Origin of the sequence: Pseudomonas sp. PDM24 (genome assembly GCF_019218905.1) — a bacterium.
Classification (GTDB): Bacteria; Pseudomonadota; Gammaproteobacteria; order Pseudomonadales; family Pseudomonadaceae; genus Aquipseudomonas.
In genome coordinates, this window is the sequence record NZ_JAHUWR010000001.1 from 576,752 (window position 1) to 596,557 (window position 19,806).

Annotated in this window: 18 protein-coding genes; 6 read left to right on the plus strand and 12 right to left on the minus strand. The window is 59.7% G+C overall.

All coding sequences use genetic code 11. From position 1 onward, the window contains the following. The first annotated feature begins 59 nt into the window (after nt 1–59). On the plus strand, nt 60–896 hold the full coding sequence (locus tag KW837_RS02695; protein ID WP_218394399.1) for an IclR family transcriptional regulator: 837 nt from the start codon (nt 60–62) through the stop codon (nt 894–896). Between the two features lie 135 nt (nt 897–1,031). On the opposite strand, the gene KW837_RS02700 is transcribed toward KW837_RS02695, so the two are convergent. Both KW837_RS02700 and KW837_RS02705 read right to left on the minus strand, forming a co-directional pair. After that, nucleotides 1,032–1,784: an anti-sigma factor gene (locus KW837_RS02700; protein WP_218394400.1), complete on the minus strand. Its 753-nt coding sequence runs from the start codon at nt 1,782–1,784 to the stop codon at nt 1,032–1,034. After that, a complete protein-coding gene (locus KW837_RS02705; protein WP_218395139.1) occupies nt 1,781–2,287 on the minus strand; it encodes an RNA polymerase sigma factor in 507 nt (168 codons plus the stop codon). The genes KW837_RS02700 and KW837_RS02705 overlap by 4 nt, the downstream gene beginning before the upstream one ends. Nucleotides 2,288–2,451: 164 nt before the next feature. Here KW837_RS02705 and KW837_RS02710 point away from each other — a divergent pair, with 164 nt between their 5' ends. Continuing rightward, entirely contained in the window at nt 2,452–3,543 is a 1,092-nt protein-coding gene (locus tag KW837_RS02710; protein ID WP_218394401.1) for a catalase family peroxidase, read from the plus strand. After that, a complete protein-coding gene (locus KW837_RS02715) occupies nt 3,543–4,088 on the plus strand; it encodes a cytochrome b (protein ID WP_218394402.1) in 546 nt (181 codons plus the stop codon). Before KW837_RS02710 ends, KW837_RS02715 begins: the two co-directional genes overlap by 1 nt. Before the next feature lie 101 nt (nt 4,089–4,189). On the opposite strand, the gene KW837_RS02720 is transcribed toward KW837_RS02715, so the two are convergent. After that, nucleotides 4,190–5,416: an MFS transporter gene (locus tag KW837_RS02720; protein WP_218394403.1), complete on the minus strand. Its 1,227-nt coding sequence runs from the start codon at nt 5,414–5,416 to the stop codon at nt 4,190–4,192. A gap of 97 nt (nt 5,417–5,513) precedes the next feature. Here KW837_RS02720 and KW837_RS02725 point away from each other — a divergent pair, with 97 nt between their 5' ends. Beyond that, a complete protein-coding gene (locus KW837_RS02725; RefSeq protein WP_218394404.1) occupies nt 5,514–5,960 on the plus strand; it encodes a helix-turn-helix domain-containing protein in 447 nt (148 codons plus the stop codon). A 60-nt stretch (nt 5,961–6,020) separates the two neighbouring features. Here KW837_RS02725 and KW837_RS02730 read toward each other — a convergent pair whose 3' ends face one another. Beyond that, complete coding sequence (locus KW837_RS02730) at nt 6,021–7,172, minus strand: M14-type cytosolic carboxypeptidase (protein ID WP_218394405.1); 1,152 nt, start codon at nt 7,170–7,172, stop codon at nt 6,021–6,023. Nucleotides 7,173–7,653: 481 nt separating this feature from the next. Next, the gene (locus tag KW837_RS02735) at nt 7,654–7,995 is read right to left on the minus strand and encodes a DUF6124 family protein (protein ID WP_123496598.1); all 342 of its coding nucleotides are present in this window, start codon (nt 7,993–7,995) and stop codon (nt 7,654–7,656) included. Between the two features lie 129 nt (nt 7,996–8,124). On the opposite strand from KW837_RS02735, the gene KW837_RS02740 reads away from it, so the two are divergent. After that, nucleotides 8,125–8,790, plus strand: coding sequence for a LexA family transcriptional regulator (locus KW837_RS02740; protein WP_218394406.1), 666 nt, complete (start codon nt 8,125–8,127; stop codon nt 8,788–8,790). A gap of 39 nt (nt 8,791–8,829) precedes the next feature. Here the strand turns inward: KW837_RS02740 and KW837_RS02745 are convergent, their stop codons facing one another. From KW837_RS02745 to KW837_RS02760, 4 genes are all read right to left on the minus strand, one after another. After that, a complete protein-coding gene (locus KW837_RS02745; RefSeq protein WP_218394407.1) occupies nt 8,830–10,785 on the minus strand; it encodes an acetyl/propionyl/methylcrotonyl-CoA carboxylase subunit alpha in 1,956 nt (651 codons plus the stop codon). Next, nucleotides 10,785–11,600 (minus strand): gamma-carboxygeranoyl-CoA hydratase, encoded by an 816-nt coding sequence (locus tag KW837_RS02750; protein WP_218394408.1) that lies wholly within the window; start codon nt 11,598–11,600, stop codon nt 10,785–10,787. The genes KW837_RS02745 and KW837_RS02750 overlap by 1 nt, the downstream gene beginning before the upstream one ends. Before the next feature lie 114 nt (nt 11,601–11,714). Continuing rightward, nucleotides 11,715–13,322 (minus strand): carboxyl transferase domain-containing protein, encoded by a 1,608-nt coding sequence (locus KW837_RS02755; protein ID WP_218394409.1) that lies wholly within the window; start codon nt 13,320–13,322, stop codon nt 11,715–11,717. A 12-nt stretch (nt 13,323–13,334) separates the two neighbouring features. After that, the gene (locus tag KW837_RS02760) at nt 13,335–14,498 is read right to left on the minus strand and encodes an isovaleryl-CoA dehydrogenase (RefSeq protein WP_218394410.1); all 1,164 of its coding nucleotides are present in this window, start codon (nt 14,496–14,498) and stop codon (nt 13,335–13,337) included. Between the two features lie 295 nt (nt 14,499–14,793). On the opposite strand from KW837_RS02760, the gene KW837_RS02765 reads away from it, so the two are divergent. Continuing rightward, on the plus strand, nt 14,794–16,491 hold the full coding sequence (locus tag KW837_RS02765; protein WP_218394411.1) for an AMP-binding protein: 1,698 nt from the start codon (nt 14,794–14,796) through the stop codon (nt 16,489–16,491). Between the two features lie 675 nt (nt 16,492–17,166). On the opposite strand, the gene KW837_RS02770 is transcribed toward KW837_RS02765, so the two are convergent. The 3 genes from KW837_RS02770 to KW837_RS02780 form a co-directional block, all read right to left on the minus strand. Next, a complete protein-coding gene (locus tag KW837_RS02770) occupies nt 17,167–18,066 on the minus strand; it encodes a hydroxymethylglutaryl-CoA lyase (protein ID WP_218394412.1) in 900 nt (299 codons plus the stop codon). Nucleotides 18,067–18,211: 145 nt separating this feature from the next. Further along, complete coding sequence (locus KW837_RS02775) at nt 18,212–18,613, minus strand: MerR family DNA-binding transcriptional regulator (protein WP_008068244.1); 402 nt, start codon at nt 18,611–18,613, stop codon at nt 18,212–18,214. 187 nt (nt 18,614–18,800) lie between these two features. After that, nucleotides 18,801–19,730, minus strand: a complete 930-nt coding sequence (locus KW837_RS02780; RefSeq protein WP_007904083.1) for a LysR family transcriptional regulator — start codon at nt 19,728–19,730, stop codon at nt 18,801–18,803. Nucleotides 19,731–19,806: the final 76 nt, after the last annotated feature.

Below are 19,806 nucleotides of genomic sequence, written 5' to 3' on the forward strand. Positions count from 1 at the left end.
CTGAAGCGATGACTATTTTCAGTTTCATTCAGTGAGTAAATTTATTGTCGAGAAATCACATGCCTGATTCCATTGAGCGGAATGAAAATAAAAATGAAGTCGGTGTTGGTGCCGTCTCAAGACTGTTTGCAGTGCTGCGCAGTCTGGGGGACACCGTCGAAGGTGGAGAGCGCGTGACCCAACTGGCGCAACGCATCGGTTTGTCGCAGCCAACGACGCACCGCTTGCTGCGTAGCCTGATGGACGAGGGCATGGTCGAGCAGGACGTGCGCAGCAAACGCTATCGCCTGAGCCTGGAGTTTTTTGCCTTGGCGGCCCGCGCCGGCAATACCGGCAATTTGCGCGAGCTGGCGCGGCCGGCATTGCTGCGGCTGTCGGCGTCGTTGGGGGACTCGTTGTTTTTGCTGGCGCGCAGTGGCTTTGATGCGATCTGTCTGGACCGTAGTGAAGGGCCGTTTCCGATCCGCACGTTTACCGGTGACATCGGCGGACGGGTGGCGCTCGGCGTAGGGCAAGGCAGTCTGGCGATTCTGGCGTTTCTGCCGGAAGAGGAACGCGACACGGTGATTCATTACAACTTGCCGCGGCTCAAGGATTTCCACCTCTACGACGAGGTATTCCTGCGCTCGGAAGTCGAGAATGTGCGCACCCTTGGTTACGCCGGACGCAACACCGGCGTATTGCAAGGCATGGCCGGGGTGGCCGTGCCGATCCTTGATCGCGAAGGCCGGGCGGTGGCGGCGTTGAGTGTGGCCACGGTCAGCGATCGCCTGGGGCCGGATCGCTTGCCGACAGTGGTGGAGATGCTCAAACGCGAAGCCGCGCTGATCGGGCCGCGGATCAATCCGTTCGATCCGCTGTTGCGCAGGCCTTCGCAGGTGTTTGGGCAGGGGTAAGCACAACCTCAGGCCTCCACCGACCCCTTGTGGGAGCGGGCTTGCTCGCGAAGGCGGCGGGTCAGTCAACATAAACGTTGAATGTTAAATCGCCTTCGCGAGCAAGCCCGCTCCCACAGGGATTGGCGGTGGTGATCAGAACTGCGCAGTTTGCTTGAGCATCTGCGCCGCCGGCGTGTCACTTGGGCTGACCATCGCATAATTGTACCCAGCCCCGGACCAATACTCGGCCTGCAACTCACCATCGCTGCGGCTCCCTCGAGGCAGGAGGAAGTTTTTAGGTCCTGGCGGGCGGACGTAGAAGCTGACTTTGTGGCCGGCCTGATCCTCATAAACCACCATCGCCGCCGGCCCTTGTTCGGTACTGAGCAGTCGCCCGCTGACGGGTGTGTATCCGGCAGCGGTCAGGTTCGGCAGGCGTTGGGCCTGGCTGAAATACCGATCGAGCCAGCCCTGCATATCGCCGTCATCGCTGACTTTGTAGTCCGCCGGCAGGATGCCTTGCTGGGCAATCAGTCGGTAGGCCTGCATCGCATCAGTCATCGGCAGCGGGGCGCTAACCAGGGTCATCTGTCGCGCCTGCCAACCGCCCAATCCGCCGACGCTGACTGCGATCAGCAGCATCGCGGCGCTGGCCAGATGGCGGCGTGACTGGCGTTTGACTCGCTGGCGAATCATTACCGGGTCGAGTTGCGGGTTGGCCGGTTGCTGCAAGGCGCCGCCCAGGGCCGCGCGCAACTGTTGGGCATCGTGTTGCCAAGCGCGTACTTGCGCGGCCACTTCGGCATTGTTGGCCAGATAAGTCTCCACCCGATGTCGGTCGGCATCGCTGAGTTGGTGATCGACGTAGGCGTGCAGGTCACGCTCGCTGGGAGGCATGCTGATCATTTGAGTCTCCGCAGGGAAGGGCGGTTGATTTCGCCGTCGCTGAGCTGGCGCAAGGCCTGGCGTGCGCGGGACAGGCGCGACATCACGGTGCCGGTGGGGACGTCGAGGATCTCGGCGACCGCCTTATAACTCAAGCCTTCCACCGACACCCAGAGCAGCAGTGCGCGCTGTTCGGTGCTGAGCTGATCGAAGGCTTGCAGGGTCGATTGGGCAATCACGGTACGTTCTGCCGAAGGCTGCGCATCATCACGACCGGTAAAGAATTCGAGCATGCGCGCATAACGCCGGGAGCGGCGATGAGCGTCGAGAAACTGCCGATAAAGAATCGAAAACAGCCAAGCACGCAAGTCGCCCTCGGGACGTTTGTCGCCCCAACTCGACAGCGCGCGCTCAAGGCAGGCCTGCACCAGATCATCGGCGCTACTGGGGTTGCGCGTCAGCGATACGGCGAAACGCCGTAGCCTGGGAATGACTTCCCTGAGTTGTTCGTCGATATCGTTCATGAAGTTCTGACCAGTCACTACGCTGTGGTGAGTGTTCAGGAAGACGCCCGGCATTCGAGGTTATTCCACGCCCGGAAAAATAAACACCGGGCGATGGAATAAACCTTGGCGCGGTTCGTCTGCCTGATTCTTCTCACTTGTGGCCGATGGCCCTGGAGTCATTCATGGTAGATCGCTCATCACCGCCAACGGGGCCTGACCGGCCACCGCTGAGTGCCGCGAGCCTGACGTTGCGCCTGACCGGCATTGCCGTGGTGGTCGCCGCGCTGGCCGGGGCTTTTGCCTACGTCAACGGCACACTCGACCCACAGCGCCTGACGCCGAAAGCCTTGGTCAATGTGCTGGAGAAAAACAACGGCGTACACCCGGGGTTCCGTCGTAACCACGCCAAAGGCGTGTGCGTGATCGGGCATTTCGAGAGCAGCAGCCAGGCGCGCGAGTATTCCAGCGCCCAAGTGTTCAGCGAAGCGCGGACCCCGGTGGTCGGGCGTTTCGCGCTGCCCGCCGGCAATCCTTACGCGCCGGACAACAGCGTGCCGATCCGCAGTCTGGCGTTGCGTTTTACTCAGGCTAACGGCCAGCAGTGGCGCACCGGGATGAACAGCATGCCGGTGTTCCCGGTGGGCACGCCCGAGGCGTTCTATCAGTTGCAACAAGCACAGTCACCGGATCCGTCTACCGGCAAACCAAACCCGGCGGCTGTTCCAGCGTTTTTCGGTTCTCACCCGGAAGCCGCGCCGTTTCTGGCCTGGATCAAAACCGCCAAACCGTCGGCCAGTTACGCGACGCAAACCTATAACAGCGTCAACGCGTTTTACCTGGTGAACGCGGCCGGGCAACGGCAGGCGGTGCGTTGGAGCATGACGCCGGTTGCTCAGGACGCGGCAGGTGCGACGGCTCCCGAGGGCGGTGATTTCCTAGAGAAAGATCTGGTGCAGCGCTTGTCCGCCGGACCGCTGCGTTGGCAGTTGAACATTACTCTGGCGAACCCCGAAGACCCGGTCAACGACGCGAGCAAAGCCTGGCCCGACGGCCGAAAAGTGCTGAACGCCGGCACGCTGGTGCTCGAAAGCACCCAGCCGCAACTCAATGGCGAGTGCCGTGACATCAACTACGACCCACTGGTATTGCCCAGCGGTATCGAAGGCTCCGACGACCCGCTGCTCGCCGCTCGCTCAGCGGGTTACGCCCGTTCCTACCTGCGCCGCACCAGCGAAGTGAAGCAGTTGCCCAACGCCAAACAGGAGTCTCAATAATGAGCGCTCAACCGAACCATTTCGCGCCATTGGCGCGGCTGTTGCACTGGCTGATGGCGCTGATGATCCTCTCGATGCTGTTTATCGGCGCGGGTATGGCGGCCTCGGTGTCTGAGCGCCATCAGTGGCTGATCCATCTGCACAAACCTTTGGGCGTTGCGATTCTGTTGCTGGTGATCGTGCGTCTGGCCGTGCGTTTTTCGACCCGGCAACCACCGCTGCCGGCGGACCTGCCGGGTTGGCAAGTGGTCGCGGCCAAGGCCTCGCATGCCTTGCTGTACGCCTTGATGCTGATTTTGCCGCTGCTGGGCTGGGCGATGATTTCGGCGGCCGGCGATCCGGTGATGCTCAGTAGTTCGTTGCAGTTGCCGTCGATTCTGCCGGCGAATGCGCAGGTGTTTGCGTTCCTGCGCAAGGCGCATGGGTATCTGGCGTATCTGCTGTTTCTGACTGTGCTGCTGCACTTGGCGGCGGCGTTGTTTCATGGTTGGGTGCGCCGCGACGATGTGCTGAACAGCATGCTGCGGGGTAAGGATCGCGGGTGATCAGGAGGCTGGCACGGCATTGTGGCGAGGGAGCTTGCTCCCGTCGGGCTGCGAAGCAGCCCCCAAATGCAGTTAGTCAGACGCTCCTGCGTCTGATTGATTTACGACTGCTGCGCAGCCGAGCGGGAGCAAGCTCCCTCGCCACAGGTGTTGGGTGTTTTGGCGGCGAGCGTCAGCCACCAATAAATCAACGCCACGGCATTGATGCCAGCACCCAGCCAACACACCCCGATCCATCCCACCCAAGCGTACATCGCCGTCGAACCGATGGAACCCAAGGCGCTGCCGATCGAGTAGAACAGCATGTAGCCGGCGGTGAGTCGGCTTTGCGCTTCGGGGCGCACGCTGTAGATCATGCTCTGGCTGGTGACATGAACGGCTTGCAAACCCAGATCCAGCGTAATCACCCCGAGCAGCAGCGCCCATAGCGAGGATTGGGTGAGTGCGATGGGCAGCCATGAGGCGAGCATCAGCAGCAACGACAGGCCACTGGTCCATTGACCCAGACCGCGATCGGCCAGATGCCCGGCACGAGCAGCGGCTAGCGCACCGGCGGCCCCGGCCAGGCCGAACAGTCCGATTTCGGTGTGGGAAAGTGAAAGCGGCGGGGCACTCAGCGGCAGCACCAAGGGTGTCCACAACACCATGGCGCTGGCGAAGGTCAGCAGGGCGAGCATGGCCCGTTGACGCAATACCGGTTCTTCCTTGAATAACGTGAATACCGAGCCGATCAACGCAGCGTAAGCGCTTTCCGGTCGCGCCTCTTCGTGCTTGGGCAGCACACGAAACAACAGCAGCGCCATCACCAGGGTCAACCCGGCGGATAGCAGATAAATCGAACGCCAACCGGCCAGATCGGCCATGCCGCCCGCGACTGTTCGTGCCAACAGAATGCCGACGACAATGCCGCTGGTGATCACGCCCACCACACGTCCACGTTGCGCCGGGATAGCCAGGGTCGCGGCGTAGGCCACCAGGACTTGCGTCACGACCGCCAGTAACCCGGTCAGCGCCATGCCGAGCAACAGCCACATGCTGTTCGAGGCAAACGTGATCATCAATAAAGCCAGCGCCGACAGCAGGGTTTGCACGACGATCAGCCGGCGGCGGTTGAGCAGATCCCCTAGCGGAACCAGCAATAACAGACCCACGCCATAACCGATCTGGGTAAGGGTGACGACGATACCGATGGTTGCCGGGTCCATGGCGAAGGCTTCGGCCATGGCATCGAGCAGCGGTTGTGCGTAATACACATTGCCGACGGCCAGGCCGCAGGCAAGGGCAAACAGCAGCACCACTGCGCCGCTTAACGGGTGGTCAGGTTTCATCACGGGCTTCCTTGTGTGGTTTCAAAATAAAACCAGTTGTACGGTAGGTAATCAGGTTTTATATTGCAACCACATTTGTTTGCCGGCGGACGCGGTCATGGTTAAACGTACAAGCATGGAAGGCGCCGAATGCCCGGTCGCCCGTTCACTGGACGCGATTGGTGATTGGTGGTCGTTATTGATCGTGCGCGATGCGTTCGATGGCCTGCGGCGATTCGGTGAGTTCCAGCGCAATCTGGGTATGGCCAAAAACATCCTCTCGGCACGCCTGCGCACATTGGTGGCTCACGGGATTTTCGATCTGGTGCCAGCGTCGGACGGCAGCGCGTATCAGGAATACGTGCTGACGGAGAAGGGCAAGGGCCTGTTCCCGTTGATCATCGGATTGCGGCAGTGGGGCGAGGCGTTTTTCTTTGAGGCGGGGGAGGCGCATTCGCGGGTTGTCGATCGTGAGAACGGTCGACCGGTGCGGCCGCTGGAGTTGCGTGCCGAGGATGGGCGTTTGTTGGGACCGGAGGATTGTGTGCGGATCGCTGCCCAGTGAAAACGTCAAAAGATCGCAGCCTTCGGCAGAAGCCTGCGATCTTTTGACGTTAAAGGACAATCAGCGCAGGGTATCGACCATGTCGGCGATGGTCGTCAGCACGTCCTTGCCCAATTGCTTGGAGCGTTTGCCGGACCAGCCGGTCAGCGGGTTCGGTGCGTCGTTGTGGTCTTTGAAGGGCATTTCCAGGGTCAGCGACAGGCAGTCGAACTTCTGACCGACGCTGTTGCAGGCCAGGGTCATGTTGGCTTTGCCCGGCTCGTCGCGGGTGTAGCCGTACTTGGTCTGGAAGTCTTTGGTCTGATGTTTCAGATGACTGCGGAAATGTTCTTCGAGTTTTTCGATCCGCGGCGTATAGCCCGTGTTGCCTTCGCAACCGGCGGTGAACACGTGGGGGATTTCTTCATCGCCATGGATGTCGAGGAACAGGTCGACGCCATACTTTTCCATCTGTTGCTGAACGAACAGCACTTCCGGGCTGACTTCCTGGCTGGCGTTCTGCCAGGCGCGGTTCAGGTCCTGGCCCATGGCGTTGGTGCGCAAATGACCGTGGAAAGCGCCGTCCGGGTTCATGTTCGGCACCAGGTACAGGTCGGCGCTGGCCAGGAGTTTTTTCAGCACGGGGTCGTCGTGTTTTTCCAGACGCTCGATCACGCCTTCCATGAACCATTCAGCCATGTGTTCGCCGGGGTGTTGCTGGGCGATGATCCAGACCTTGCGCTGACCTTCGGCCCCCGTCCCTTTGCGCAACAACTGGATGTCACGACCTTCAACGCTCTTGCCGGTGGCCAGCAGTTCGGTGCCGGCTTTGGTCAATGCCTGTTCGATCAGCCAGTCATGGCGGCCACGGCTGTAAGGTTCGAAGTAGGCGAACCAGGCATGGGTAGCCGTGGCTTCCAGGCTGAAACGCAGGCAGTCGCCTTCAAAGATGGTCGGCACCCGGAACCAGTTGACGTGGTCATAGGACGCTACCGCCTGATAGCCATCCCAGGCTTTGTTGTACGAGGATTTGCTGGCGTTGTTCAGGCGAAACCAATGCTCCTGTCCGACGTGCAGACCGCTGGCCTTGAAGTGGAACCACTGGAAATGCTGGCTGCGAGTGTCTGGCTTGATCGCCAGCAGTGCTTGCAAAGGATTGCTGATGTCCAGCACTTCGATGTTGCCACTGTCGAAGTTCGCGTTGATGTCGAAAGAAGATCTAGCCACGGCCATAATCAATTCCTGAGTATGTTTTTTATGGCTGCTACTTTACACGCAAGGGAGGGAAAAACCGGGGGAAATTGCGAGGGTGAAAAGGGGGGCGTCCTCCTTGACGCCGATGCAGCTTAGAGACTGTGCAAGTGATTCTCAAGTGCTATTTTGCGTTAGTTTGGCCCAATGCTACCGGGCCTCTCTTGCCAACAGATATTCTTTTGATATCATCCGCGCCAATCGGATTTTGCAGCACCCACAGACTTCATTAGCCTGAAGCCAAAGCCAGAATAACTGGCAAAAAAAGACCCGGCAAAAAGCCGGGTCAAAAACCGTGATTAGCCTGATGAGGAGATAGTCCAGGAGACCGACCTAAGGTCCCTGGTCCATCGACTGATCTCGCGACCAGTTGCTTGCAATAATAATCATTATCATTTGCAAGTCAAATGTTTTTATCTCCGTGATTGGAAAATTCTTTCCTTTCTACTCCTGCGTATTCGCCTCAGCCCTGCTGTGCCCCTTCCAGGGATCGATCAACCATCGCCTTGGCCATGTCGATCATGTGCACCGTCGAAAACGCCAGATCCCGGCTTGCGCCCTGCAGCTGGTTGGCTGATTCATGCGCGGTGGCGGCGGCACATCGCAACAGATCTGAAGCATGGACCAATGCCTCTTCGCTGCTGATGTTACGGTTCACATCGAAGAAACGTTCTTCGCCGGCCTGTTCTGACACAGCTGGTTTCAAGTAATAGTCCAGTGCCCGCTGCGCGGCAGCCGAGCCTTTTGGCGAGTTGAGTGTGGTGTCGAATTGCATGTCGGGCAGGGTAATGCTGGGGATGGTCATGGCGATGGCAAGCTCCGTGAGAAATTCAAATCCGTGAGCCCAGCTTAGTACGTACTGTATTTGTGTCTTGAATTTAAATACTACAATTTGTGTTTTGTTGGTCGGAGTACCCCACGTATCGTGCCGCACATGGATAAATGGATTGAATTGGTCAAGGCCAAAATGAGTGAACTCAAAGTCACTCAAGAAATACTCGCCGAGCGCATCGGAATGTCCCAGGGCGGCGTCGGCCATTGGCTGAATAAACGTCGTCAGCCCCGCATCCAAGAGATGAACCGTGTCTTGAAGGCGCTGGGGATGGACTATCTGGAAGTCGCGATGGTGATCAGGGAACCGCAGGTCTCACAGGATGAGGAGATCTCTCTGACGCAAAAGTACAACCCGTACTTTCGCTACCCGGTCAGTGACTGGCGGGAAACCGGAGAGGTGCGCGATGGAGAACTATCGGCTTACGGCGCCTCATCGACTGTCAGCAAGCCGCGCTTCGAGTTGTCCGATTACCATGCCCAGGGCGCAGCGTTCTGGTTGGTGGTGGTTGGCGATGCGATGACCGCACCCACGGGGGTGAGCATTGCCGCGGACATGTTGATTCTGGTGGACCCGGCCATCGTGCCGGAGCCTGGCAAACTGGTGATCGCCCAATGGCCCGGCAGCGCCGAGGCGGTTTTTCGCAAACTGATCGAAGAGGGCGGGCAGCGTTACCTGGTCCCGCTCAATCCGACCTATCCGAAAGCCCTTTTCACCGAGGAATGCCGAATTATCGGCGTAGTGGTTCAGGCGACTGCCAAATTCTAATCAGATCGGTCCTCGTCACGCGTAGGACCGATCTTCATTTCACGCGTGTTCCAACTCCACCAACGCACTGCCTTCGCTGACCATCTCGCCTTCCTGGCAATACAACGCCTTGATAATCCCAGCGTGGGGCGCGCGAATGCTGTGCTCCATTTTCATCGCTTCCAGCACCACCAATTGCGCCCCTGCTTCGACCGTTTGCCCGGCCTCCACCAGCACTCGCACGATGCTGCCGTTCATAGGCGCGGTGAGTCCGCCCTGATGGCTGTGACTGGCTTCGACGGCACTGATCGGGTCATACGACTCGATGCGGCGCAGCTCACCGTCCCATTGCAGATACAGCGTATCGCCCCGGCGGATTGCCCGGTGCTGGCGGCGCAAGCCGTTGTGTTCGGTCAGCAGGTATTCACCCTTGAGCTGTGCGGTATGAGCGTCGGCATCGCCCAGGGTCAGTGCCCGGTCTTGTCCTTCGCAACTCAAATGCAGGGTGATTTCTGTTGGCAGTCCGGCACGGAATCCGTTGCCGATACCCCAAGGCGAACTCAGGTCATCAGTGCGGGTCGTGCTCGTCTGGCTCTGGGCAAATGCCTGCGCGGCCGCTTGCCAGAATTCATCGCTGAGGTCTGAAGGTGCTGGCAGCAGTTGTTCCTGATAACGCGGAATAAAACCGGTATCCAGCTCCGCCGCGGCAAATGCAGGGTGGCCGATGATTCGGCGCAGGAAGTTGATGTTGGTTTTCAGCCCGCCGATGGCAAACTCATCAAGCATACTCAGCAAACGCAGCCGCGCCTGCTCACGGTCTTCGCCCCAGGCAATCAGTTTGCCGAGCATCGGGTCGTAGAACGGCGAAATCTCGTCGCCTTCTTCGACACCACTGTCGACACGACGCCCCGGTCCTGCGGCGGATTCGCGATACAACGAGAGACGCCCGGTGGCGGGCAGAAAATCGTTGCCCGGGTCTTCGGCGTACAGTCGCACTTCGATCGCATGGCCGATCAGCGGTACCTGAGCCTGGGTCATCGGCAACACTTCACCGCGGGCCACGCGAATCTGCCAGGCCACCAGGTCAAGACCGGTGATGGCTTCGGTGACCGGGTGTTCAACTTGCAGGCGCGTGTTCATCTCCATGAAGAAGAACTCACCGCGCGCATCCAGCAAAAACTCCACGGTGCCGGCACCGACGTAACCGATGGCCTGTGCCGAGCGCACAGCGGCTTCGCCCATGGCTCGACGCAGTTCCGGGCTCAGACCCGGAGCCGGGGCTTCTTCGACGACTTTCTGATGCCGACGCTGGATCGAGCAATCACGTTCGTTGAGGTATAGGCAGTTGCCATGCTGGTCGGCGAATACCTGGATTTCCACGTGGCGTGGCTTGAGCAGGTACTTCTCCACCAACATCCGCGAGTCGCCGAATGACGACTGCGCTTCACGTTGCGCCGAGGCCAGGGCTTCGGCCAGTTGGCTGACGTCCTCGACCACTTTCATGCCTTTGCCACCGCCGCCCGCCGTGGCCTTGAGCAGCACCGGATAACCGATGCGTGCACAGGCGTCGCGGAAGGTGTCGAGGTCTTGGGCTTCGCCGTGATAGCCGGGCACCAGTGGCACGCCTGCAGTTTCCATCAGGGCTTTGGCCGCGGACTTGCTGCCCATGGCGTCGATGGCTGAGGCGGGCGGGCCGAGGAAGATCAGGCCGGCCGCTTCGATTGCGCGGGCGAACCCGGCGTTCTCCGAAAGAAAGCCGTAGCCCGGATGAATCGCCTGGGCGCCGCTGGCTTTCGCAGCGGCGATCAGCTTGTCGATTTGCAGGTAACTGTCGGCGGCTTTGCTGCCGCCCAGGTCAACGCGGATATCGGCTTCGCGGCTGTGCCGGGCATCCCGGTCGGTGGCGCTGTGCACGGCCACGGTGGTCAGGCCCAGGGCTTTGGCGGTGCGCATCACCCGGCAAGCGATTTCGCCGCGGTTGGCCACCAGCAAGGTGGTGAGAACAGGTGCGCTCATCAACGCGGCTCCTTGAGGGTGGTTTCGGCTTGCCAGGTTGGCGAGCGTTTTTGCAGGAAGGCGCGCAGGCCTTCCTGGCCTTCGGGACTGACGCGGATTCGGGCGATGGCGTTTTCGGTGTAGCGTCGCAGCGCCGGAGTCAGCGCGCCATGGCCGACTTCACGCAGCAAGTCCTTGCTGGCGCGCATGGCCGCCGGACTGTTGAGCAGCAGGTTGTCGATCCACTGATCGACTTTCTGCTCCAGCTCAGCCATCGGATAGCTTTCCGACAACAGGCCGATTTCCCGAGCCCGTTGCCCGCCGAAACGTTCTGCGGTCAACGCATAGCGGCGTGCCGCTCGCTCGCCGATAGCTTGCACCACGAACGGGCTGATGACCGCCGGCGCCAGGCCGATGCGCACTTCCGACAGGCAGAACTGCGCGTCGTCGGCACCGATGGCCATGTCGCAGCAACTGATCAAACCGAGTGCGCCGCCATAGGCCGCGCCTTGTACTACCGCCAGGGTCGGGACTTTCAGCTTGGCGAGGTTGTACATCAATTCCGCCAGTTCCCGGGCGTCGTCGAGGTTGGTGTGGTAATCGAGTTCGGCCGATTGCTGCATCCAGGCCAGATCGGCACCGGCGCTGAAATGCTTGCCGCGTCCGCGGATCAACAGAAAACGCAGGCTGGCATCGCTCGACACTTTGTCCAGCGCGAGGATCAGTTCGCGGATCATTTCGGCGTTGAAGGCGTTGTTTTTTTCTTCACGGCTGAGCCACAAGGTCGCAAAACCCCGCGGGTCGGTCAGCAGTTCGAGGGTGTTGAAGTCGCTCATGTGTTACGTCTCCACAACTCATGTGGGAGCGGGCTTGCTCGCGAAGAACGATAACGCGGTGCATCAGGTAAACCGCGGTGAATCCTTCGCGAGCAAGCCCGCTCCCACAAAAAATCACATCCGGAACACGCCGAAGCGGCTCGGTTCGATTGGCGCGTTCAGCGACGCCGACAAGGCCAGGGCCAACACGTCGCGGGTCTGCGCCGGGTCGATGACGCCGTCGTCCCACAGCCGGGCGCTGGAGTAGTAGGGGTGACCCTGTTCTTCGTACTGATCGAGGATCGGTTGCTTGATCTCGGCTTCCTGCTCGGCGCTGAAACCATGACCACTGCGCTCGGCCTGCTCGCGCTTGACCTGCACCAGTACGCCTGCCGCTTGTTCGGCACCCATCACGCCGATCCGGGCGTTCGGCCACATCCACAGAAAGCGCGGATCGTAAGCCCGACCGCACATACCGTAGTTACCGGCACCGAAACTGCCGCCGATGATCACGGTGAATTTCGGCACCTTGGCACAGGCCACGGCGGTCACCAGTTTCGCGCCGTGCTTGGCGATGCCGCCGGCTTCGTATTTCTGACCGACCATGAAACCGGTGATGTTTTGCAGGAACAGCAACGGGATGCCGCGCTGGCAGGCCAGTTCGATGAAGTGCGCGCCTTTCTGCGCGGCTTCGGCGAACAGGATGCCGTTGTTGGCGAGGATCGCGATCGGGTAACCGTGCAGGTGGGCAAAGCCGCAGACCAACGTAGTGCCGAACAATGCCTTGAACTCATCGAACACCGAGCCATCCACCAGCCGCGCGATCACTTCGCGCACGTCGAAGGGTTGCTTGGCGTCCGCCGACACCACGCCGTACAACTCGTCGCTGCTGTACAGCGGCGCGATCGGCGTGCGTTGTTGCAGTTCACCGAGCTTGCGCCAATTGAGGTTGGCGACGCTGCGCCGGGCCAAGGCGAGGGCGTGTTCATCGCTTTCGGCGTAGTGGTCGGCAACCCCGGAAATCTTGCAGTGCACATCGGCACCGCCGAGGTCTTCGGCGCTGACCACTTCACCCGTCGCGGCTTTCACCAGCGGTGGGCCGGCAAGGAAAATCGTTGCCTGCTGACGAACCATGATCGCCTCGTCGGCCATCGCTGGTACATAAGCGCCACCGGCGGTGCACGAGCCCATGACCACCGCAATCTGCGGAATGCCCATGGCGCTCATGTTGGCCTGGTTGAAGAAGATCCGCCCGAAGTGTTCGCGGTCCGGGAACACTTCATCCTGACGCGGCAAGTTGGCGCCGCCGGAGTCCACCAGATAGATGCAGGGCAGGCGATTTTGCTGGGCGATGGTTTGCGCGCGCAGGTGTTTTTTCACGGTCAGCGGGTAGTACGAGCCACCTTTCACGGTGGCATCGTTGGCGACGATCATGCATTCGACGCCTTCCACCCGGCCGATTCCGGCAATCACGCCAGCGGCGGGAACGTCTTCGCCGTACACCGCGTAGGCCGCCAATTGGCTGATTTCGAGAAATGGCGAGCCGGGATCGAGCAGGCGATTGATCCGTTCACGGGGCAGCAGTTTGCCCCGCGATGTATGCCGCTCCTGAGCCTTCGGACCGCCACCTTGTTGCACTTGCGCGAGCAGAGTGTGCAGGGCGTCGACCTGTTTGAGCATCGCCGCGCTATTGGTCGCGAACTCCGCTGAGCGGGGGTTGAGCTGGGTATGCAGGATAGCCATGTGCAGCTCCGTTTAGCGGGTTTCGTTGAACAGTTCGCGACCGATGAGCATGCGACGGATCTCACTGGTGCCAGCGCCGATTTCGTACAGCTTGGCGTCACGCAGCAGACGACCGGCGGGGAATTCGTTGATGTAGCCGTTACCGCCGAGAATCTGGATCGCGTCCAGGGCCATTCGGGTCGCGCATTCGGCGCTGTAGAGGATGACTCCGGCGGCGTCCTTGCGCGCGGTTTCGCCGCGCTCGCAGGCCTGGGCCACCGCATACAGGTAGGCGCGGCTGGCATTGAGTTGGGTGTACATGTCGGCGACTTTGCCCTGGATCAACTGGAATTCGCCGATGCTCTGGCCGAACTGTTTGCGGTCATGGATGTACGGAACGATCAGGTCCATGCAAGCCTGCATGATCCCGGTCGGACCACCCGAGAGCACCACGCGCTCGTAGTCGAGGCCGCTCATCAACACTTTCACGCCGCCGTTGAGCACGCCGAGGATGTTTTCTTCCGGCACTTCCACGTCATCAAAAAACAGCTCACAGGTGTTCGAACCGCGCATGCCGAGCTTGTCGAATTTGTTGCTGCGGCTGAAGCCTTTGGAGTCACGTTCAACGATGAACGCGGTGATGCCGTGCGGACCTTTTTCCAGGTCGGTCTTGGCGTAGATCACGTAGGTGTTGGCGTCAGGGCCGTTGGTGATCCAGGTTTTGCTGCCGTTGAGTACGTAGTGGTCGCCACGTTTGTCGGCGCGCAGTTTCATCGAGACCACGTCGGAACCGGCATTCGGTTCGCTCATGGCCAGGGCACCGATGTGCTCGCCGCTGATTAGCTTCGGCAGGTATTTGCTTTTCTGTTCGTGAGTGCCGTTGCGGTTGATCTGGTTGACGCAGAGGTTGGAGTGGGCGCCGTAGGACAGGGCGACCGAGGCCGAACCACGGCTGATTTCTTCCATGGCGACGACGTGCGCCAGGTAACCCAGGCCCGCACCGCCGTACTCTTCCGGCACGGTGATACCCAGCAGGCCCATGTCGCCGAATTTGCGCCACAGGTCATCGGGGAACAGGTTGTCGATGTCGATCTGAGCGGCGCGCGGGGCGATCTCTTTGGCGACGAAGGACTGAACCTGATCGCGCAGCATGTCGATGGTTTCACCGAGGGCAAAGTTCAGGGATGGGTAGCTCATGGGGCACCTTTTGGCTTTTTTGTAGGGTGGGGAGGGCAGTGATTCGGCTCTCACCTTTACGTTAACGTAAGCCTGTGACGAATGGCTGTCAATGACCCTTTACGTTAACGTCAACTTGAGCGAGAGTAGAGCCAGTTTCGACACGGTAAAGCGGACCGACTCTGTGGGAGCGGGCTTGCTCGCGAAAGCGGTTTGTCATTCAACATTCATGTCGACAGACCCACCGCATTCGCGAGCAAGCCCGCTCCCACAGGTGACGTTCGGCAACCCACTAATAAAGACAATAGGGGTCGTCATGGATCAACCCAGTGCAAGCCCGCAGCGCAGCTATACCCGTGGTTCCCAGGACAAAGCCTTGCTGGCGATGACCATCGGGCAGGCGTTCGATAACACGGTCGCGCAATATCCGAACGGGGAGGCGCTGGTCGTGCGCCATCAGCAGCTGCGCTGCACCTGGCAGCAGCTGTCAGAGACCGTCGATCGGCACGCCAGAGCATTTTTGGCGTTGGGCTTGCAGGCCGGTGACCGGCTCGGCATCTGGGCGCCGAACTGTGCCCAGTGGTGCATCAGCCAGTTCGCCAGCGCGAAAATCGGCGTGATCCTGGTCAACATCAATCCGGCTTATCGCAGTTCCGAACTCGAATACGTGTTGAAGCAGTCCGGTTGCCAATGGCTGGTCTGTGCCGGGGCCTTCAAAACCTCCGACTATCACGGCATGTTGCAAGGATTGGTTCCGGAACTGACGGAGCAATCCATCGGCCAGTTGCAGAGCGAACGCCTGCCGGAACTGCGTGGGGTGATCAGCCTGGATACGCAACCGCCATCGGGTTTCCTGCCGTGGTCGCAGCTGACCGATCTGGCGGCCAGCGTGTCGGTCGAGCAATTGCGCGAACGTCAGGACAGTCTGCATTTCGATCAAGCGGTAAACATCCAATACACCTCCGGCACCACCGGTTTCCCCAAGGGCGCGACCCTCAGCCACTACAACATTCTCAACAACGGTTACATGGTCGGCGAAAGCCTCGGGCTGACGGCCAATGATCGGCTGGTGATTCCGGTGCCGCTGTACCACTGCTTCGGCATGGTCATGGGCAATCTTGGTTGCGTCACCCACGCCAGCACCATGATTTACCCCAACGACGCCTTCGATCCATTGCTGACGCTGAGCACCGTCGCCGAAGAAAAAGCCACCGCGCTTTACGGCGTGCCAACCATGTTCATCGCCATGCTCGATCAGCCCAAGCGCGCCGAGTTTGATTTGTCGAGCCTGCGCACCGGGATCATGGCCGGGGCGACCTGCCCGATCGAGGTGATGCGCCGGGTTATCAATGAAATGCACATGAGCGAAGTGCAGATTGCCTACGGCATGACGGAAACCAGCCCTGTGTCTTTGCAGACCGGTCCGTCAGACGAGCTGGAATTGCGCGTCACCACCGTTGGCCGAACACAGCCGCAACTGGAAAGCAAAATCATCGACGAGGCGGGCAACCTGGTGCCACGCGGCACTATCGGAGAGCTGTGTACTCGGGGCTACAGCGTGATGCTCGGCTACTGGAATAACCCGCAAGGCACCGCCGAGGCTATCGATGAGGCGGGCTGGATGCACACCGGCGATCTGGCGAGCATGAACGACGAAGGCTACGTGTGCATCGCCGGGCGTAACAAAGACATGATCATCCGCGGCGGTGAGAATATTTACCCAAGGGAACTGGAAGAGTTCTTCTTCACCCACCCGGCGGTAGCCGACGTGCAGGTGATCGGCATTCCTTGTTCCCGTTATGGTGAAGAGATCGTCGCCTGGATCAAATTCCACCCCGGCCACAGCGCCACCGAGCAGGAACTGCAAGCCTGGTGCAAGGAGCGCATCGCACACTTCAAGACGCCGCGTTACTTCAAGTTCGTCGAGGAGTTTCCGATGACGGTGACTGGCAAGATCCAGAAATTCCGGATGCGTGAGATCAGCATTGAGGAGCTGCGCATCAACAAAGACTGACACATAACCAGTGTGGGAGCGGGCTTGCTCGCGAATGCGGTGTGTCAGTCAATACTAATGGTGACTGATCCATCGCATTCGCGAGCAAGCCCGCTCCCACATTTGGATCGAGAAAAACCGGAAGGCAAGAAAGCACAAAGGGGAGCCGAAGCTCCCCTTTAATTTTGTCGTACGTGCTCTTTTTTTATTATTGAGGGGCGGTCTGTTGTTGTTTTTGGCAACCGTGGCCCTTTACCGCTGTTTTTGTCGATCCCCATCCGGGATCAAGAGCAAACGTATTTTTTTGAGCGCTGATCTACTTTTTCGCTAAGCGATCCAACCAGTTCGGGAGCTACCTGAAGGTAGTTTTATTGTTCTCTGCCCGGTTGCGGGTTACTTCGAAAAGCACCCTGAAAAGCACATCCTCTCCAAAAAAATCTGTTAGCTGCGTCTCTGCCGTGTTGTTCTTGTTATGTCAGAGTCGTTACGTCTTATTTTTATTGGTTTGCAGTTTTTATTCTTGTTATGCCATAGAGATAGCAGAAGCCGTGCCAACTTTTAAAAACTCTTTAAATTCAATGCCTTGAGTTTTTCGTGGGTTTTTTCATCCAACCCAAACCCGACAATTTGTTTCCGTGTTACTCGTTTCCGCCCACGTTTCAGCCTGTGCGGTAACACCCAGACACATTCACACTGTCACTGTGCGCTGCGGGCCTTGGCCACGCGCGAACCGGTAGGGCGCCCCAGCACCGCGCAAATCTGTTGGCCGGCTCGAATCAAGGCGTCCAGGTCGATTCCGGTTTCAATACCCAGGCCGTTGAGCAGGTAAACCACGTCTTCGGTCGCGACATTACCGCTGGCGCCCTTGGCGTATGGGCAGCCGCCGAGGCCGGCGATGGAACTGTCGAACACCGCGATGCCTTCCAGCAGGCTGGCGTAGATGTTGGCCATGGCCTGGCCGTAAGTATCGTGAAAGTGCCCGGCCAGTTTTTCACGTGGTACATCGGCCGATACCACTTCGAACATCTTGCGGGTCGCGCCAGCGGTGCCGGTGCCGATGGTGTCTCCCAGCGAAACCTCGTAGCAGCCCATCGCATAGAGCTCACGAGCAACCCAGGCGACTTGTTCCGGTGCGATGTCCCCTTCGTAAGGGCAGCCCAGCACGCAGGACACGTAACCGCGCACGCTGACGCCATGTTGTCTGGCGGCGTCCATGATCGGCACGAAGCGCTCGAGGCTCTCGCTGATCGAGCAATTGATGTTGCGCTGGGAAAACGATTCGGACGCTGCGGCAAACACGGCGACTTCCTTGACCCCGGCGGCGATGGCATCTTCAAAGCCCCGCAGGTTGGGGGCGAGGGCGCCATAGGTCACGCCCGGCTTGCGCTGGATCTGCGCGAAGACCTCGGCGGAGCCGGCCATTTGCGGCACCCATTTGGGCGAGACGAAACTGCCGACTTCTATATAGCCCAGGCCGGCGGCGGTCAGCGCGTCGACCAGTTGCACCTTGTCTGCAACGCTGATGGGCTGGGCTTCGTTTTGCAGACCGTCGCGGGGGCCGACTTCGACCAGGCGTACGTGGGTGGGTAGGGACATGGAGGATTCACCTGTAGTAGTGGGCGAACGACGATCTACTGTGGGAGCGGGCTTGCTCGCGAAGGCGTCGGGCCAGCCGACATCCGTGTTGAATGACAGACCGCTTTCGCGAGCAAGCCCGCTCCCACATTAAATTGTTGTACGGTTATTGGACGGCCTGCTGGCTCTTGATTGTCTGTTCCAGCGCCTGGGTACAGCGCTCTTCGGCCGTGTCGAGTTCCAGTTTCATCTGTTCGATGTCCAGCAATTGCTGTTCAAGTTGTTCCCGACGCTCGGCGATTTTCGCCAGCATGCTGTGCAGTTGCTTGGTGTTACCGCTGGAGGGGTCATAGAGCTCGATCAGCTCGCGGCATTCGGCCAGGGAAAAACCAATGCGCTTGCCCCGCAGAATAAGCTTCAGGCTTACCTTGTCACGGGGCGAATAAATGCGTTCCTGGCCGCGGCGCTCGGGGCTGAGCAGGCCTTGCTCTTCATAGAAGCGAATGGCCCGTGTGGTGATGTCGAGCTCGCGGGCGAGGTCGGAAATGCTATAGGTCTGGCTGCTCATGGAAGCGCTCGAAAAAGGTCATGGCGCTAAGCTAATGGCAGGTTGACGTTTACGTCAAGGGGCATGAATTTATGGTGCTGCTGACGGCCTCTTCGCGGGCAAGCCTCGCTCCTACAAGGTTCGCGTCGAGCCACGAATAAATGATCGACACCAAACCTGTGGGAGATTCTATGGTTGAGGGAAAGCCCTACACCTTATCGAGCTTCTTCTCATGCGCCGTAACCTGTTGGCACAACTCGATCATCTGCTCGCGCATCCAGCGGTTGGCCGGGTCCTGGTCGGTGCTTTCGTGCCAGTAGAGGTGAGTTTCCACCGGCGGAACCTCTTTAACCGGCAGGTTCACCGCGTACAAGTCATGGCGACGGGCGAAGCGTTCTGGCACGGTCATGACCATGTCGGTCTGCTGCAGCACCTGGGACGCCATCAAGTAATGCTGGGAGCGCAGGGCGATCTTGCGCTGGATGCCCATTTTGCCCAGGGCCAGGTCGACATAACCCAGACCGCTGCGCCGGCTGGAGATATGGATGTGGGTCAGTGACAGATAATCGTCGAGGGTGAATTTCTCTTTGCCCGCCAACGGATGGCCCTTGCGCATGGCGCACACGTAACGGTCCTCCATCAACTTGACGTGACGCACCTGCGGGTCGGTGTTGAGTGGCGCATCCACCGCAAAATCGAGACGACCGGCTGCCAGTTCCTTGGTGGTCTCACGCCGTTTGGACAAGAAGCTTTCGATGATTACCGTCGGCGCCAGGCGTCGCAGGCGCTGGAACAGCGGCGGCAGGATCACCGCTTCAGTGAGGTCGGTCATGCTGATGCGGTAAGTCTTGACCGCCTGCAACGGGTTGAAGATGCGGCTTTCCTGCACCGACACCCGCAGCAAGGAGAGGGCGTTGCGCACGGGGCCGATGATGTTCTGCGCCATCGGTGTGGGCACCATGCCTTGGGCGGTACGCACGAAAAGCGGATCGTTGAAGGTCTCGCGCAGGCGGGCCAGAGCGTTCGAGACGGCTGGTTGAGTGATGCCGACAATCTGCCCGGCGCGCGTCAGGTTGGCTTCGGTGTAGATCGCGTCGAAGACGATGAAAAGGTTGAGGTCGACCTTGCTCAGATTCATTGCGCTGCGCTCTCTGCTTCTTGTTTTAGGAAGGTGGCTCGATCAGTCGATCATATATCGGTGATGAATGTTAATA